At 41.3% G+C, this 16353-nt stretch carries 14 protein-coding genes; all 14 read left to right on the top strand.

Features of this window, described 5'->3' with window-relative positions; translation table 11 throughout:
• The first annotated feature begins 5 nt into the window (after nucleotides 1-5).
• Nucleotides 6-302 carry an Asp-tRNA(Asn)/Glu-tRNA(Gln) amidotransferase subunit GatC gene (gene gatC / locus B1sIIB91_RS04265; protein WP_095688373.1) on the top strand — a complete coding sequence of 99 codons (297 nt, stop codon included), beginning with the start codon at nucleotides 6-8 and terminating at the stop codon, nucleotides 300-302.
• On the top strand, nucleotides 302-1801 hold the full coding sequence (gene gatA / locus B1sIIB91_RS04260; RefSeq protein WP_095688372.1) for an Asp-tRNA(Asn)/Glu-tRNA(Gln) amidotransferase subunit GatA: 1500 nt from the start codon (nucleotides 302-304) through the stop codon (nucleotides 1799-1801). Before gatC ends, gatA begins: the two co-directional genes overlap by 1 nt.
• Nucleotides 1798-3294 (top strand): Asp-tRNA(Asn)/Glu-tRNA(Gln) amidotransferase subunit GatB, encoded by a 1497-nt coding sequence (gene gatB / locus B1sIIB91_RS04255; RefSeq protein ID WP_095688371.1) that lies wholly within the window; start codon nucleotides 1798-1800, stop codon nucleotides 3292-3294. Before gatA ends, gatB begins: the two co-directional genes overlap by 4 nt.
• Before the next feature lie 9 nt (nucleotides 3295-3303).
• Nucleotides 3304-4995, top strand: a complete 1692-nt coding sequence (gene ilvD, locus B1sIIB91_RS04250; RefSeq protein WP_095688370.1) for a dihydroxy-acid dehydratase — start codon at nucleotides 3304-3306, stop codon at nucleotides 4993-4995.
• A 31-nt stretch (nucleotides 4996-5026) separates the two neighbouring features.
• Nucleotides 5027-5158 carry a hypothetical protein gene (locus tag B1sIIB91_RS06120; RefSeq protein ID WP_257789587.1) on the top strand — a complete coding sequence of 44 codons (132 nt, stop codon included), beginning with the start codon at nucleotides 5027-5029 and terminating at the stop codon, nucleotides 5156-5158.
• A gap of 77 nt (nucleotides 5159-5235) precedes the next feature.
• Complete coding sequence (locus tag B1sIIB91_RS04245) at nucleotides 5236-6972, top strand: acetolactate synthase large subunit (protein WP_095688369.1); 1737 nt, start codon at nucleotides 5236-5238, stop codon at nucleotides 6970-6972.
• Nucleotides 6972-7523 carry an acetolactate synthase small subunit gene (gene ilvN / locus B1sIIB91_RS04240; protein WP_095688368.1) on the top strand — a complete coding sequence of 184 codons (552 nt, stop codon included), beginning with the start codon at nucleotides 6972-6974 and terminating at the stop codon, nucleotides 7521-7523. Before B1sIIB91_RS04245 ends, ilvN begins: the two co-directional genes overlap by 1 nt.
• A gap of 28 nt (nucleotides 7524-7551) precedes the next feature.
• Nucleotides 7552-8586, top strand: a complete 1035-nt coding sequence (gene ilvC / locus B1sIIB91_RS04235; RefSeq protein ID WP_095688367.1) for a ketol-acid reductoisomerase — start codon at nucleotides 7552-7554, stop codon at nucleotides 8584-8586.
• Nucleotides 8579-10174: a phosphoglycerate dehydrogenase gene (serA, locus tag B1sIIB91_RS04230; RefSeq protein WP_095688366.1), complete on the top strand. Its 1596-nt coding sequence runs from the start codon at nucleotides 8579-8581 to the stop codon at nucleotides 10172-10174. The genes ilvC and serA overlap by 8 nt, the downstream gene beginning before the upstream one ends.
• Complete coding sequence (locus B1sIIB91_RS04225; protein ID WP_018227462.1) at nucleotides 10171-11208, top strand: 3-isopropylmalate dehydrogenase; 1038 nt, start codon at nucleotides 10171-10173, stop codon at nucleotides 11206-11208. The genes serA and B1sIIB91_RS04225 overlap by 4 nt, the downstream gene beginning before the upstream one ends.
• Complete coding sequence (locus B1sIIB91_RS04220) at nucleotides 11205-12290, top strand: branched-chain amino acid aminotransferase (RefSeq protein ID WP_095688365.1); 1086 nt, start codon at nucleotides 11205-11207, stop codon at nucleotides 12288-12290. Before B1sIIB91_RS04225 ends, B1sIIB91_RS04220 begins: the two co-directional genes overlap by 4 nt.
• Nucleotides 12290-13879 (top strand): citramalate synthase, encoded by a 1590-nt coding sequence (gene cimA / locus B1sIIB91_RS04215; protein WP_095688364.1) that lies wholly within the window; start codon nucleotides 12290-12292, stop codon nucleotides 13877-13879. Before B1sIIB91_RS04220 ends, cimA begins: the two co-directional genes overlap by 1 nt.
• Before the next feature lie 10 nt (nucleotides 13880-13889).
• Nucleotides 13890-14789 carry a tyrosine recombinase XerC gene (locus B1sIIB91_RS04210; RefSeq protein ID WP_095688363.1) on the top strand — a complete coding sequence of 300 codons (900 nt, stop codon included), beginning with the start codon at nucleotides 13890-13892 and terminating at the stop codon, nucleotides 14787-14789.
• A 7-nt stretch (nucleotides 14790-14796) separates the two neighbouring features.
• Nucleotides 14797-15966, top strand: a complete 1170-nt coding sequence (locus B1sIIB91_RS04205) for a class I SAM-dependent methyltransferase (protein WP_095688362.1) — start codon at nucleotides 14797-14799, stop codon at nucleotides 15964-15966.
• Nucleotides 15967-16353: the final 387 nt, after the last annotated feature.

Here is a 16353-nt window from a genome sequence, read left to right as displayed (position 1 = left end):
CAATTATGGCCGCAATCTCTCGCGATGAAGTCGCAAACTTAGCTAGGTTAGCTCGAATCACTATGAGCGATGACGAGTTAGATCATTTAGCTGGTGAGATGGATGTAATTCTTGGCGCCGTTGCAAGAGTGCAAGAAGTGGCATCATCTGATGTGCCTGCAACATCTCATCCACTTGCTGTAAATAATGTAACTCGTGAAGATGTTGTGCTGCCAAGTTTGACTCCGGAAGAGGCATTATCGGGTGCACCGGCAATTGATGAAGGAAGATTTAAAGTTCCGCAAATTTTAGGTGAAGCGTAATGAGTATTAGAGATAACGCCTCGGTTATGTCGGCAGCACTTAATAAAAAAGAGATTAGCGCAGTTGAGTTAACAAATCAGCATTATGAGCAAATTGCAGCGGTTGATAAAGATGTTCATGCATTCTTGTATTTAGATAAAGAAGGCGCACTTGCTCAAGCAGCCGCAGTTGATAAAAAGCGAGCAGCGGGAGAAAAGTTATCACCACTTGCTGGAGTTCCACTTGCCCTTAAAGATGTAATGACACAAAAAGGTATACCAACTACGTGTGGTTCTAAAATTTTAGAAGGTTGGCGACCACCATATGACTCAACTGTAGTTACTAAATTAAAAAATGCTGGTGTGATTATTTTAGGTAAGACAAATATGGATGAGTTTGCAATGGGATCATCTACTGAAAACTCTGCTTATGGACCAACTCATAACCCATGGGATTTAACAAGAATTCCAGGTGGCTCCGGTGGTGGATCATCAGCAGCCCTTGCCGCATTTGAAGCACCACTTGCAATTGGCACAGATACTGGTGGATCAATTCGTCAACCAGCAGCAGTTACTGGAACAGTTGGTGTTAAGCCAACTTATGGCGGTGTATCTCGCTATGGCTTAGTTGCATTCTCATCATCTCTTGATCAAGCAGGGCCTTGTGCGCGCACAGTCTTAGATACTGCTTTATTACACCAAGAGATTGCAGGTTATGACAATAAGGATTCAACAAGTATTAATCAAGGGGTTCCTGATGTGGTGGCAGCTGCTAAAAAGCTAGATGTTAAGGGAATGAAAATTGGTGTGGTTAAGCAATTAGCCGGTGATGGTTATCAAAAAGGTGTTGAGGATAAATTTAATGAAGCAGTTGCTGAGTTAGTTAAGTTAGGCGCTGAAATTGTTGAAGTTTCTTGTCCCAACTTTGAGTATGCCTTAGCTGCATATTATTTAATTGCTCCCAGTGAGTGCTCATCTAATTTAGCAAGATTTGATTCAATGCGCTTTGGTTTGCGTGTAGGAGATGATGGTGTTAAAAGTGCGGAAGAGGTAATGAATTTAACAAGGCAAGCAGGCTTTGGCCGTGAGGTGAAGAGGCGAATAATTCTAGGAACCTATGCATTATCTTCTGGTTACTATGATGCATATTATGGTTCAGCGCAAAAGGTTCGAACCTTAATTAAACAAGATTTTGATGCTGCCTTTACTAAGTGTGATGTTCTAGTGTCGCCAACTGCACCAACTACCGCCTTTAAAATTGGTGAAAAAAGTAATGACCCTCTTGCAATGTATTTAAATGATATTGCAACTATTCCAGTAAATATGGCAGGTATTGGCGGCATGAGTTTGCCGTGTGGATTAGCAGCAGAAGATAATTTGCCAGTAGGTTTTCAAATTATGTCACCGGCAATGAAAGATGATCGGATGTATTTAGTAGGAGGCGCCCTTGAAGCAGCCTTGCTATCAAAGTGGGGAAAGCCGATCCTAGATTTTGCACCAAAGCTAGTAGGTTCAAAATGAGTTTAAATTATGATCAAGTAATTGAAAAATATGAACCAACGCTAGGGCTTGAGGTTCACGTTGAATTAAATACAAAATCAAAGATGTTTTGTAGCTGTGCTACAGAGTTTGGTGCATTACCTAATACTCAAACCTGCCCGGTTTGTCTTGGGCTTCCTGGCGCCCTACCGGTTGTAAATAAAAGAGCGATTGAGAGCACAATACTTATTGGTCTTGCACTTAATTGCTCAATTGCGCCTTATTCAAGATTTGCTCGTAAGAATTACTTTTATCCAGATATGCCAAAGAATTTTCAAACCTCTCAATATGATGAACCGATTTGTGTAAATGGCTACTTAGACGTTCAAATCCAAACCGATGAAGGTGATAAAACTTTTAGAATTGAAATTGAAAGAGTTCATATGGAAGAGGACACTGGTAAATCACTTCATGTTGGTGGATCAACCGGTCGTATTCATGGCGCTGAGTACTCACTACTTGATTACAACCGAGCAGGAATTCCATTAGTTGAAATTGTTACCAAGATTGTGCCAGATACTGGAAAGTATGCACCGCAAGTAGCACGTGCTTATGTGGCAGCTTTACGCGATATTTTGCGCGGCCTTAAAGTCTCTGATGTAAAAATGGAGCAAGGCTCACTTAGATGCGACGTTAATTTATCTCTTGCGCAAGTTAACAGCGGGAAACTAGGAACAAGGAGCGAAACAAAAAATGTTAACTCACTGCGCTCCGTTGAGCGGGCAGTAATTGGAGAAGTAATTAGGCAAGCAAACAGATTAGAAGATGGTGAGCGGATCATTCAGGAAACCCGTCACTTCTTAGAAGAAAGTGGTCAAACTCGTCCTGGTAGATCTAAAGAGCAGGCTGAAGATTATCGATACTTCCCAGAGCCAGATTTAGTTCCAGTTGTGCCAGATGCAAAATGGATTGAAGAGCTTAAAAAAATATTGCCAGAAAAACCAGCAGACCGTAGAAAGAGATTACAAACTACTTGGTCAGTTCCTGATAAAGAGATGGCAGCTATGGTTAACGCCGAATTACTGGACACAGTTGAAGAGACAGTTCTACTAGGGGCAGATCCAACTAAAGCTCGCAGCTGGTGGCTAGGTGAGATATCTAGAATTGCAAATGATCGATCAGTTTTAGCAACAGAGTTAATATCAGTTAAAGATGTTGCTCAAGTAATTGCGTTAATTACAAAAGGTGAATTAACCGATAAATTAGCTCGTCAAGTTGTGGAAGGTGTTATTGCAGGGGAGGGCTCACCTGCTGATGTGATCACAAAGCGAGGACTTAAGGTTGTCTCCGATGATTCACAACTTATGAAAGCAATCATTGACGCAGTGGCTGCGCAAGCAGAGACTGCCCAGCGGGTGCGAGAGGGAAATATTCCAGCAGCCGGTGCGTTAATTGGCGCAGTGATGAAAGCAACAGGTGGACAAGCTGATGCGGCTAAGGTGCGTGAACTATTACTAAAACACTTAGGGCAATAAACTAATCTCATGAGCGATAAAAAGCCTACAAATAAAATGAAGCCACGATCTGGCTTAGTAACTGATGGCATGGAGCGTGCACCAGCCAGGGGCATGCTTAGAGCAGTTGGATTTAAAGATGAAGATTTTGCTAAGCCACAAATAGGTATTGCATCTTCTTGGAATGAAATTACGCCATGTAATTTATCCCTCGACCGTTTAGCTAAAGCATCTAAGAAAGGTGTAATTGAAGCTGGTGGTTTCCCAATGCAATTTGGAACTATCTCAGTCTCTGATGGAATTTCAATGGGCCATGAAGGTATGCATTTTTCTTTAGTCTCACGTGAAGTTATTGCCGATTCTGTTGAAACAGTTATGCAAGCAGAGCGATTAGATGGAATGGTTACCTTCGCCGGTTGTGATAAATCACTTCCTGGCATGATGATGGCGGCCGCTCGTATGGATGTTGCAAGTGTTTTTGTTTACGCAGGTTCAACTATGCCAGGAAAAGTAGATGGCAGAGATATAACAATCATTGATGCATTTGAGGCGGTTGGAGCGTGCGCTCGCGGATTAATTACACAAGAAGAAGTAGATAAAATTGAACGTGCAATCTGCCCAGGTGAGGGCGCATGTGGTGGCATGTATACCGCTAACACAATGGCAGCAGTTGGTGAAGCAATAGGTTTATCACTGCCAGGATCAGCTTCACCTCCATCAATTGATCGACGTCGTGATGATTACGCAATCAAATCTGGAGCAGCTGTTGTTGAGTTAATTCGTCAGGGAATTACTACTAGACAGATTTTAACTAAAAAGGCATTTGAAAATGCCATCACAGTTGTTATGGCACTTGGCGGATCAACTAACGCAGTACTTCATCTTTTAGCGATAGCTCATGAAGCTGAAGTTGATTTAACTCTTGAGGATTTCCATAGAGTTGGTTCAAAGGTTCCATTACTTGGAGATTTAAAACCTTTTGGTAAGTATGTAATGACTGATGTGGACAAGGTTGGTGGAATTCCAGTAATTCTTAGGGCACTACTAGATGCTGGCTTACTACATGGTGATTGTCTAACTGTTACCGGTAAAACAATGGCTGAGAATCTTAAAGATATTAATCCTCCTGATGCCGATGGTGAAATTCTTAAAGCAGTAAAGAATCCACTTGCGGTAGGTGGTGGCATTACAATTCTTAAAGGCTCACTCGCTAGTGATGGTGCGGTATGTAAGACGGCTGGAGTAGGTGTTGATGTTTTTGAAGGACCAGCAAAGGTATTTGAGCGCGAGCAAGCAGCGATGGATGCGTTAGAGAATGGCTCAATTGTTGCAGGTGATGTTGTAGTAATTAGATATGAAGGACCAAAAGGTGGTCCTGGTATGCGCGAGATGTTAATGATTACTGGCGCAATAAAAGGTGCTGGTCTTGGCAAGACAGTCTTATTAATTACAGATGGAAGATTCTCAGGTGGTACAACTGGACTTTGCGTTGGTCATGTTGCACCAGAGGCTGTTGATGGCGGAGCAATTGCATTTGTAAAAAATGGCGATCGCGTGAGAATTGATACCCAAAAGCGAACATTAGATTTATTAGTGGATGAGAAAGAAATGAATGAGCGAAAGAAAAACTTTAAACCAATTCCACATAAATACCGTCGCGGGGTATTAGCCAAGTATTCAAAACTAGTTGGTAGCGCCTCAAAGGGCGCGGTCTGTGATTAATACTTTTTCGTTATCTAAGTAGGCTCAAATAATGAGATCACAATCTCAGGAGTTGACTAGTGCACGCACTACTTGCGATACTAATGCCATGACGAAAAGCTCACTTATCTCACAAATTGCGATCACATCAGTGGTCGTGGTGATTATTGAGCGTGCGCGCTAACTAGAAAAAGTTAGTTCGCACCCCTCAGATAAAACTGAGGGGTTTTGCTTTAGTAGGCCGAATTAGGAAAGGAAAAGATGAGCAAGATGAATGGTGCGCAAAGTTTAGTTAACGCACTTGAAGCTGCTGGTGTTGATGTCATGTTTGGCATACCAGGTGGCGCCATCCTTCCTGCTTATGATCCAATTTTTGATTCAAAAATAAGACACATATTAGTAAGACATGAACAAGGCGCAGGACACGCGGCAACAGGATATGCCCAAGTAACTGGGCGCGTTGGAGTTTGTATCGCAACTTCAGGTCCTGGTGCAACAAACTTAGTTACACCACTTGCTGATGCGCAGATGGATTCAGTTCCAGTTGTGGCAATAACAGGGCAGGTGCCATCGGCGGCAATTGGAACCGATGCTTTTCAAGAGGCAGATATTCGTGGCATTACCATGCCATTTACAAAACATAATTATTTAATTACAGATCCTGCAGATATTCCGCGCGCGATCGCAGAGGCTTTCCATATTGCAAGTACGGGTAGACCTGGCGCTGTTTTAGTTGATATTGCAAAAGATGCGCTACAAAAAGAGACTACTTTTAACTATCCAAAAAACGTTTCCCTAGCTGGATACAACCCAGTTGTTGAGCCAAAGAGTGAGGCGATTAGAGATGCAGCAGCCTTAATAACTCAATCAAAGAAACCAGTTCTTTATGTTGGTGGCGGTGTAATTAAGGCGAATGCTGCCAAAGAGCTAATGCAATTAGCTGAAATAACTGGCGTTCCAGTTGTTACAACATTAATGGCGCGTGGAGCTTTTCCAGACTCACATAAACAACATCTTGGTATGCCTGGTATGCATGGAACGGTAGCGGCGGTAACTGCTCTACAAAAGGCAGATTTGTTAATTACTTTAGGTGCACGCTTTGATGACCGAGTAACGGGTAAGTTGTCCACCTTTGCACCAAATGCCAAAATCATTCACGCCGACATTGATCCAGCTGAGATTGGTAAGAATCGTCATGCTGATGTTGCACTAATTGGTGATCTAAAAAATATTTTAATTGCGCTAAATCCAGTGACTAAAGCAGCACTTGCTAAAGAATCACAAGATTTAACTCCATGGCTTAATGAGGTTTATGGGTGGCAAACAAAGTTTCCACTTGGTTATGACAAGCCATCTGATGGTTCAGTCTCACCACAGTATGTAATTGAAAGAATTGGCAAGATCTCAGGTCCGGACACAATCTTTACTGCCGGTGTTGGCCAGCATCAAATGTGGGCATCACAATTTATTGGTTATGAAAAGCCACGAACTTGGCTTAACTCAGGTGGGTTAGGAACTATGGGCTATGCAGTTCCAGCTGCAATGGGCGCCAAAGTTGGTGCACCAGATACAACTGTTTGGGCAATTGATGGCGATGGTTGTTTTCAAATGACAAATCAAGAATTAGTAACTTGTGCGCTAAATAATATTCCAATCAAAGTTGCCGTAATTAATAATGAATCTCTCGGAATGGTTCGCCAGTGGCAGACGCTGTTTTATAACCAACGTTATTCAAATACTGATCTGCATTCAAAGAGAGTTCCAGATTTCAAATTGTTAGCTGAAGCTATGGGCTGTGTTGGTCTGCGTTGTGAGAGACCAGAGGATGTAGATAAAACTATTGAGGCGGCAATGGCAATTAATGATCGACCAGTTGTAGTTGATTTTAATGTTCACCGTGATGCGATGGTTTGGCCAATGGTTGCTGCTGGAACATCAAATGATGACATTACAGTTGCCAGATCAATGGCGCCTGTTTGGGATTCACAGGAGTTGTAATGGCTATTCACACCTTGGCCGTTTTAGTAGAAAATTCACCTGGCGTACTTGCACGAGTTGCTTCTCTATTTTCTCGCCGTGGTTACAACATTGATTCTCTTGCAGTTGGACAGACTGAAAATCCGAAGGTTTCACGGATGACTATTGTTTTAAATTTAGAAGGGCATGCGCTCGATCAGGTGAGTGCTCAGTTATTTAAATTAGTAAATGTAATTGGAATTTCAGAGATGAAGGATTCTGATTCATTAAAACGAGAGATTTTATTAGTAAAAGTGGCGAACACAGCTGCTGTTAAAGCAGTAGTTAATAAGTACAAAGCTGTAATTGCTGATGAATCAAAGAGCACAATCTCTATTGAAGCAGTTGGTCAGTCTTCTGAAATTGAATCCTTGCTTACAGAATTAAAACCACATGGAATTCGTGAGTTAGTTCAATCCGGCTTAGTCGCACTTGAGCGAGGGGATCACACCCTGGCTGACCGTACGCTTAGCACCATGGGAACTGCTAACGAGTCAGACCCAAATAGTTCTACAGCTGATTATCAAAATTAATTAAACCAACAAACCGAAGGAGAAATACATGGCAACGATGTATCACGATGAAGATGCAGATCTAGCACTTATTCAATCTAAGAAGGTTGCAGTAATTGGCTATGGATCTCAAGGACATGCACACGCCCTATCCCTACGCGATAGCGGTGTTGATGTTGTAGTTGGTTTGGCAAAAGATTCAAAATCTAGAGCTAAGGCTGAATCTGAGGGTCTTAAGGTTGCATCAGTTGCCGATGCAGTTAAGGGTGCTGATGTTGTAATGCTTCTTGCGCCAGATCACGTTCAGCGCCATATTTATAATGACTCAATCGCGCCAAACATTAAAGACGGTGCAGCGCTATTTTTTGGTCATGGATTTAATATTCGCTTTGGCTATATCAAACCATCTGCAAAAGTTGATGTTTGTATGGTTGCACCAAAGGGACCAGGACATTTAGTTCGTCGTGAGTACTCTGCAGGGCGCGGTGTGCCAGTGATTGTTGCAGTAGAGCAAGATGCAACTGGAAATGCTTGGCCAATCACACTTTCATATGCAAAGGCAATCGGTGGCCTTCGTGCTGGTGGAATTTTAACTACCTTTACAGAAGAGTGTGAAACAGATTTATTTGGTGAGCAATCAGTTCTTTGTGGTGGTGCATCACAATTAGTTATGTATGGCTATGAAACTTTAATTGAAGCAGGATATCAACCAGAGGTTGCCTACTTTGAGTGTTTGCACGAGTTAAAGTTAATTGTTGATCTTATGTATGAAGGTGGAATTGCTAAGCAACGCTGGTCAGTATCTGACACAGCAGAGTATGGCGATTACATCTCAGGTCCTAGAGTTATTGATCCAAGTGTTAAAGAAAATATGAAAGCTGTGCTTGCCGATATTCAATCCGGTGCATTTGCTAAGCGATTTATTGATGATCAAGATGCTGGTGCCCCAGAGTTTAAAGCTCTAAGAGCAAAAGGTGAGGTTCACCCGATTGAGCAGGTTGGTCGCGATCTTCGCAAAATGATGTCATGGGTTAAATCTGGTAACAAAGATGATTACAAGGAGGGAACTGCAGCGCGTGGCTAAACCAGTTGTGTTAATTGCTGAGGAGTTAAGTCCGGCCACTTTAGATGCGCTTGGACCTGACTTTGAGGTGCGCAATTGTAATGGCGCTGACCGAAGTGAATTACTTGTTGCATTATCTAAAGGAGTAGATGCGGTATTAATCCGTTCTGCTACCAAGATGGATGCAGAGGCAATATCTGCAGCAAAAGGATTAAAAGTAATTGCACGTGCTGGTGTTGGATTAGATAATGTAGAAATTCCAGCGGCTACGGCTGCTGGTGTAATGGTTGTTAATGCACCAACTTCAAATATTGTCTCTGCCGCAGAGCTTGCAATTGGATTACTTCTAGCCTCTGCCAGATATATTTCACCAGCTCATGCCGCACTTAAAGGTGGTAAGTGGGCAAGATCTAAATACACAGGTGCTGAATTATTTGAAAAAACTCTAGGAGTTGTTGGTTTTGGCCGGATTGGGCAATTAGTTGCACACCGCATGCAAGCATTTGGAATGGATGTAGTTGCATATGATCCATACCTTCAGCCAGCAAAAGCTGCACAATTAAATGTTAAATTAGTTGAATTAGATGAGTTACTAAAAGTTAGCGATTTTATAACTATTCATCTTCCTAAAACTAAAGAGACCGCTAATTTAATTGGTACTGATGCGCTTAAAAAAGTTAAGCCGACTGTAAGAATTATTAATGCTGCGCGTGGTGGAGTACTAGATGAGAGTGCACTTTATGAAGCATTAAAGAATGGCAAAGTTGCTGGTGCTGGCCTTGATGTATTTGCAACTGAGCCATGTACTGATTCACCACTTTTTACACTAGATAATGTGGTTGCAACTCCGCACTTAGGTGCATCAACGGATGAAGCACAAGAGAGGGCTGGTATTGCAGTTGCAATTTCAGTTCGCAAAGCGCTATCTGGTGAGTTAGTACCAGATGCTGTAAATGTTAAGGGTGGTGTGATTGATGAAGCAGTTCGCCCAGCATTGCCACTTGTTGAGAAGTTAGCTCAAGTAGCAACTGCATTAGCTAGTGACGTAATTGTTTCACTAGATGTTGAGGTAAGAGGTGAAATATCTGCTCTAGATGTTTCAGTCCTTTCAACTAGTGCATTAAAGGGTGGATTAATTGCTATGGGTTGTGAGGATGTTACATATGTGAATGCGCCTAACTTAGCCGCAGAGCGATCTGTAACTTCTGCAGTAATGACGGATCCAGAAAGTCCTGATCACCGAAATTTAGTTTCAGTACGCGCAGCATGTGCTGATGGCAGTCAAGTTTTTGTTAGTGGAACACTTATGGGAATTAAGCAGACTCAGAAGATTGTGGCAATAGACAAGTTAGACCTAGATCTTAAGCCAACAAATAATTTACTATTCCTTCGCTATACCGATATTCCTGGTGTTGTTGGCGTAGTTGGAAATGCGCTTGGCAAATTAAAAATAAATATTGCCGATATGCAAGTTGGTCGTACCCAAGAGGGCGGACAAGCTTTGATGGCACTAACTGTGGATTCAGTAATTCCAAAAGAGGTAATTGAGATAATTGCTAAAGAAACTGGTTCATCACTAGTGAGGTTTGTGAATTTGGTGAGCGAATGAAGAATTTTAATTTAGCAGTAATAGCCGGTGATGGCATTGGGCCTGAGGTTGTTAGCGAGGGACTTAAGGTTTTAGATGCGGTTGCTAAAAAATATGATTTAGTTTTTAATAAAACAAATTATGAATTAGGCGCTGCCTATTGGCATAAAACTGGTGAAACTTTGCCAGATTCAGTTATGGCAGAGATTGCAAAATCTGATGTTATTTTACTTGGAGCAGTTGGTGATCCAACAGTGCCAAGTGGAGTACTAGAGCGTGGATTATTACTTAAATTACGGTTTGCATTTGAACATTACATAAATCTGCGCCCTGCGAAATTATTTCCAGGAGTTACCTCACCAATTACTAACAATAAAGGAATAGATTTTGTTGTAGTCAGAGAGGGAACTGAAGGTTTATATGTTGGCGCTGGCTCGATAAAGGATGAAGGTACAACGAAAGAGCTTGCAATTGAGGAATCAATTAATACCTATAAAGGTATTGAGCGAGTTATCCGAGATGCATTTAATCGCGCTCAATTACGCCCACGAAAAAAACTAACTTTGGTACACAAAAATAATGTGCTAACTCGAGCAGGAGGACTTTGGACTCGAGTATTTAGTGAGGTTGCTAAGGATTTTCCACAAGTTACTACCGACTACTTACATGTTGATGCTGCTTCAATGTTTTTTGTGACTAACCCTGAGCGATTTGATGTAGTAGTTACTGATAATTTATTTGGCGACATAATCACTGATATTGCAGCTGCAATCTGTGGTGGCATCGGTCTTGCTGCCAGTGGAAATATAAATCCAACCGGGGCTTTTCCATCAATGTTTGAGCCAGTACACGGCAGCGCACCTGATATTGCTGGAAAAAACTTGGCTGATCCAACTGCAACGGTATTATCAATTTCTATGATGCTAAATCATTTAGGTGAGGTTAAAGCTGCCAATGATGTTGAGTCAGCTGTTGCTAGAGATCTTGCAAGCCGCGGTGATAAAAAACGTTCAACAACAGAGATCGGTCAAGCTTTAGTAGCGGGTGTGGCATGAAAATAATTAGTAACCCAAGTTCAAATCCAGTCGCTGCAGATGAGCGTAATAAGAAAGTTTTAGAACCAGGTTTTGGTAAGTACTACACCGATAACATGGTCATTGCGCAGTGGAATGAAAATACTGGCTGGGCAGATGCAAAGTTAGAAGCATATGGTCCATTAACTCTTGATCCTGCCACCATGGTTTTTCATTATGGCCAAGAAGTATTTGAAGGAATGAAAGCATATGTTCAACCAGATGGTGGGGTTTCATTATTTAGACCAGAGGCAAATGCAAAAAGATTTGCAAAGTCTGCTGCCCGTATCGCACTTCCTGAAATGCCAGTTGATTTCTTTGTACAAACTATTGAGGCATTAGTTAAAGCTGATAAAGAATGGGTGCCAAAAAAGATTGGTGAATCTTTATATTTACGCCCCTTTATGATTGCAACTGAAGTTGGACTAGGTGTTAGGCCATCAAATCATGCAACTTATGTATTAATTGCAACTCCAGCTGCTGCTTACTTTAATGCAGATAAAGCTGTAACAGTTTGGATTTCAACAGAGTATGTAAGAGCAGCACTTGGTGGAACTGGTGAAGCAAAGTGTGGAGGAAATTACGCGGCTTCTCTTCTTGCGCAAAAACAAGCTGCCAAAGAGGGCTGTGATCAAGTTGCATATATTGATGCAGTAGAAAGAAAATGGGTAGAGGAGATGGGTGGCATGAATCTCTACTTTATTAAGGGAAGTGGTAAAGATGCCAAGATAATGACGCCAAAACTTACCGGCACATTACTTCCGGGAATTACTCGCGATTCAATTTTAACTTTAGCAAATGACCTTGGGTTTAAAACCGAGGAAACAATGATTTCAATTGATGATTGGCGAGATGGTGTTAAATCCGGTGAAATAACTGAGATATTTGCTTGTGGAACTGCCGCAGTTGTTTCAGCTGTTGGAGCTGCTAAAAGTATTCATGGCACCTGGCAAACTGGTGATGGAAAGCCTGGACCGATTACAAATCAGATTCGTGCTGGCCTACTTGGAATTCAACATGGCAGTACTCCTGATAAACATGGCTGGAATAAACGGGTTATCTAATGCCAATTAATGATTCATTTCATATCTATGACACCACACTTCGTGATGGCGCCCAGCAAGAGGGATTAAATCTTTCTGTCCACGATAAGTTAACTATTGCTAAGCATTTAGATGATCTAGGTGTTGGATTTATTGAAGGCGGCTGGCCTGGCGCAAATCCAAAAGATACTGAGTTTTTTAAATTAGCCCAAACAGAGTTAAAACTTAAAAATGCAACCTTTGTGGCATTTGGTGCTACAAGACGTGCCGATGTTAAAGCCGCAGATGACTTATTACTTCGTGCATTAGTTGATTCAAAAGCCCCAGTAGTAACACTGGTAGCAAAGAGTCATGATCGACATGTGGATCTAGCACTTAAAACCCACTTAGATGAAAACCTTGCAATGATCGCTGATTCAATTAAGTTTTTAAAAGCAAGTGGGCAGCGAGTATTTTTAGATGCAGAGCATTTCTTTGATGGATACCTTTCAAATAAGGCTTACGCACTTGAAGTAGTCAGAGTCGCTGCAGAGTCAGGCGCTGATGTTGTAGCGCTTTGTGACACAAATGGCGGCATGCTGCCAGATGAGTTATCAAGTATTGTAAATGAAGTTTTAAGTGCATCAAAGGCCCGCCTTGGTATTCATTGCCATAACGACACAGGCTGCGCCGTTGCTAACTCGCTAGCTGCTATTGCTGCCGGAGTTACTCACGTGCAGGGAACATTAAATGGTTATGGTGAGCGAACTGGTAATGCTGATTTGGTTAATATAATTGCAAATCTTGAGTTAAAAAAAGATAAAATAGTATTACCTGCCGGCAAATTACAAGAAGCTTTTCGTATTTCTCATGCTGTTGCTGAGATTACAAATGTTGCGCCAAGTGCGCGCCAACCATATGTTGGCACATCCGCATTTGCTCACAAAGCAGGACTTCATGCCTCTGCAATTAAGGTAGATCCAATGATGTATCAACATGAGACACCTGAGTCTGTAGGAAATGACATGCGAATGTTAGTTTCTGAAATGGCAGGTCGAGCCTCAATCGAACTTAAATCTGTTGAGCTTGGTATTGATTTAGGTGGAGATAAAGATTTAATAAGTAGAGTAGTTGAGAAGGTTAAAGATCTTGAGGGCAAAGGCTTCACCTTTGAAGCAGCAGATGCTTCATTTGAATTACTACTTCGCACTGAGGTTTTGGGAAAGCGGCCAAGCTTTTTCACCATTGAAGATTGGCAAACAACTGTTCACCAAGATGAATCAGGTAATGTGACTTCAAAAGCAACTGTAAAAATAAGTGCTAATGGTGAAGTGATTTCAGCCCAAGGTGTTGGAAATGGCCCAGTGAATGCAATTGATAACGCACTTAGAAAAGGTCTTGAGAAGTTTTATCCAGAGCTTTCAAAACTTGAGTTAACTGATTACAAAGTACGTATTTTAGAAGGACGCCTTGGCACCGGCGCTGTAACTCGAGTATTAGTTGAGACTAGTGATGGAAATGGTGAATGGAGCACAGTTGGCGTTCATGAGAACGTAATTGCAGCCTCAGCAATGGCATTAGATGACGCGGTTACCTATGGCTTACTAAGGCAAGGGCGCAAACCCGAGTAATCTGCTGATCATGTCCGCTGCACTTATCACCCAGTATGAAGAGCACTTGGCGATGGTGCGAAATTTATCTGATAATTCAATTAGAGGTTATGTCACAGACTTAGAATCATTTTTAAAACATATGAGCAAACTAGGAATTGTTGAGTTTAATCAATTAGAAATTGAACATATCAGGTCATGGCTTGCTAATCTTCAAAGCACTGGTGTTGCAAGATCTACTTTAACTAGACGAATTGTTTCAATAAGAGCATTTACTAATTGGGCAGCAGCAAATGGTTGGCTGAATTCAGATTTGGGCGCAAATCTTGCCGTACCAAAACCACATAAAGTATTACCTGAGGTTTTAAATATTGAAGAGGCCATCACAGTTCTTAAAGCACTTGAAGTTAAGTCAGTGGAGGAGCCAAGTGCTTTAAATATTAGAGACTTAGCTTTAGTTGAGGTCTTATATGGCTCTGGCATTCGAGTTTCAGAATTATGTGGCTTAAATCTTGGCGATGTTGATAGATCAAGAAATACCTTAAATGTTATTGGCAAAGGTGATAAACAAAGAGTTGTGCCAGTTGGCATGCCTGCAATGGCTACTATTGATAATTATCTAAATAAAGGCAGAAGTGAATTTGCTAATCAATCATCTCAAGATGCCCTCTTCTTAGGATCACGTGGAAAAAGAATTGATCAGCGAACTGTTCGTGAAGTTGTTTATGAAGCAATGAAGGCAGTTGGCGCCTCTATGGGACCACATGGACTTCGTCATAGCGCAGCTACACATTTACTAGAAGGTGGCGCAGATTTAAGAACTGTTCAAGAGATTTTAGGTCATGCCTCTTTAGCAACAACTCAGATCTATACACATGTTTCACCTGAGCGTTTGCAATCAGCTTATAAACAAGCACACCCAAGGGCGTAATTAGTAAATGAAGATTGAACTAGGTGTTGCTGTTGCGCAATTAGATCAAAGGATTAAATCTGAGCACTTTGTTAGAGCAGTCCTTTCAGGGCGGCGGCGTAATATGCAAACAGAGTTTGAGCGAATTGATATTAAGCCAGTATTAATTAAAGAAGAGATTAAATGGCAAATTATTTCAAGTGATGGAAAGAAAGATATAACTAAAAATGTGGAGATAGATTTTAATTTTACTCATTTATTTAGCAGCGGATTTGCCAACTTAGTAGTTGATACTCAAACCGAGTCATATCAGGTGCGAATCTCAAAAAAAGATGAGGCGCTAGTTTCAGTAAGCAAAGTGAATTTAAGTAGAGATCTCTCTCATGATCGCCAGAAGCAGCGAATGCTAGCTGAGAGCAATCAAGTATTTAAGGCTCTGGATATGTCAGATCTTTTAGGGCGAATTAAACCTAGCAAGATGGATAAATATAAGCAGGTTGATGAGTTTTTAAGATTAATCAGCCAAACATTAGACACTCAAGATTTAAAACAAGATGAGATTTCTGTTGTTGATCTTGGTTGCGGGCACGCCTATTTAACCTTTGCAGTAGGTGAATTTTTAAAAAATAGATACAAAAAAGTTTCTATTCTTGGCGTTGATGAACGGGATGAATCAAAAGAGCATAATGAAAAAGTAGCCCTGAAACTAAAAGTAGAGGCCAAGTTTATTGCCGCCAAAATTTCTGATACCCCTAATCAAGTAGTTGATATCGCTATCGCGCTCCACGCATGTGATACTGCAACGGATGATGCGATTTATTGGGCAGTTAAAAATAATGCTCAAGTTATTATGGCAGCGCCGTGTTGTATGCATGAGCTGCAAACTCAGATTAAGGAAGCACCTGAGCCATGGGCCTTGTTAACAAAAAATGGACTAGTTAAAGAGCGGTTAGTGGATTTAATAACTGATTCACTCAGAGCGCAAATCTTAAAATTACTTGGCTATCGGGTGGATATTGTTGAATTCATTGGGGGAGAGCACACCGCTCGTAATATTTTAATTAGAGCGGTTAAAACTAATCAAATCTCCTCTGATATTGATAAAGATAGATATCAGCAGATGCTAAGTCAGTGGCAGATAAAGCCATACCTGGCAAAGTTACTTGCCTCAGAGCTAAAAGCTTCGGCGGGTGTTTGAGGTATCAAGTGGTGAGCAGTATGAGTTACTAGTATTTTCACAATTTATACTTTGATAATTTCCAATTGAAATACCAACCATTACCCCAATAACTAGGCTGGTAAGAAGATAGGTGTATTTCACTGGCCAATATTGGTTGATTTATTCAATTCCCCGCATATAAACCCGATAAGGGTGTGGAAATTCGGTCATAAAAGTTCAGGTAGGATTTGCCTCAGCACGGAATGAAAGTTCTGTGACTTCACGCATCTTAAAGTGATTAATTAATTACTAATTAATAACTTATGGACCTGTTCGGTGTAGTTAGAAATAACTACTCGGTTCTAGATGCTAGGGATCTAGCAAGTTGCTAGATCACAAACCGAGTGCTCATTCTTACTAAAAGTA

Source organism: Candidatus Nanopelagicus abundans (genome assembly GCF_002288305.1).
GTDB lineage: Bacteria > Actinomycetota > Actinomycetes > Nanopelagicales > Nanopelagicaceae > Nanopelagicus > Nanopelagicus abundans.
Note: the sequence above shows the minus strand (reverse complement) of the source record. Positions and strands in the feature narration are given on the sequence as shown.

What these genes read in the sequence shown, in the direction of transcription:
- gatC (WP_095688373.1), top strand. Translation starts at nt 6, where the DNA reads ATGGCCGCAATCTCTCGCGATGAAGTCGCAAACTTAGCTAGGTTAGCT.
- gatA (WP_095688372.1), top strand. Translation starts at nt 302, where the DNA reads ATGAGTATTAGAGATAACGCCTCGGTTATGTCGGCAGCACTTAATAAA.
- gatB (WP_095688371.1), top strand. Translation starts at nt 1,798, where the DNA reads ATGAGTTTAAATTATGATCAAGTAATTGAAAAATATGAACCAACGCTA.
- ilvD (WP_095688370.1), top strand. Translation starts at nt 3,304, where the DNA reads ATGAGCGATAAAAAGCCTACAAATAAAATGAAGCCACGATCTGGCTTA.
- B1sIIB91_RS06120 (WP_257789587.1), top strand. Translation starts at nt 5,027, where the DNA reads ATGAGATCACAATCTCAGGAGTTGACTAGTGCACGCACTACTTGCGAT.
- B1sIIB91_RS04245 (WP_095688369.1), top strand. Translation starts at nt 5,236, where the DNA reads ATGAGCAAGATGAATGGTGCGCAAAGTTTAGTTAACGCACTTGAAGCT.
- ilvN (WP_095688368.1), top strand. Translation starts at nt 6,972, where the DNA reads ATGGCTATTCACACCTTGGCCGTTTTAGTAGAAAATTCACCTGGCGTA.
- ilvC (WP_095688367.1), top strand. Translation starts at nt 7,552, where the DNA reads ATGGCAACGATGTATCACGATGAAGATGCAGATCTAGCACTTATTCAA.
- B1sIIB91_RS04225 (WP_018227462.1), top strand. Translation starts at nt 10,171, where the DNA reads ATGAAGAATTTTAATTTAGCAGTAATAGCCGGTGATGGCATTGGGCCT.
- B1sIIB91_RS04220 (WP_095688365.1), top strand. Translation starts at nt 11,205, where the DNA reads ATGAAAATAATTAGTAACCCAAGTTCAAATCCAGTCGCTGCAGATGAG.
- cimA (WP_095688364.1), top strand. Translation starts at nt 12,290, where the DNA reads ATGCCAATTAATGATTCATTTCATATCTATGACACCACACTTCGTGAT.
- B1sIIB91_RS04210 (WP_095688363.1), top strand. Translation starts at nt 13,890, where the DNA reads ATGTCCGCTGCACTTATCACCCAGTATGAAGAGCACTTGGCGATGGTG.
- B1sIIB91_RS04205 (WP_095688362.1), top strand. Translation starts at nt 14,797, where the DNA reads ATGAAGATTGAACTAGGTGTTGCTGTTGCGCAATTAGATCAAAGGATT.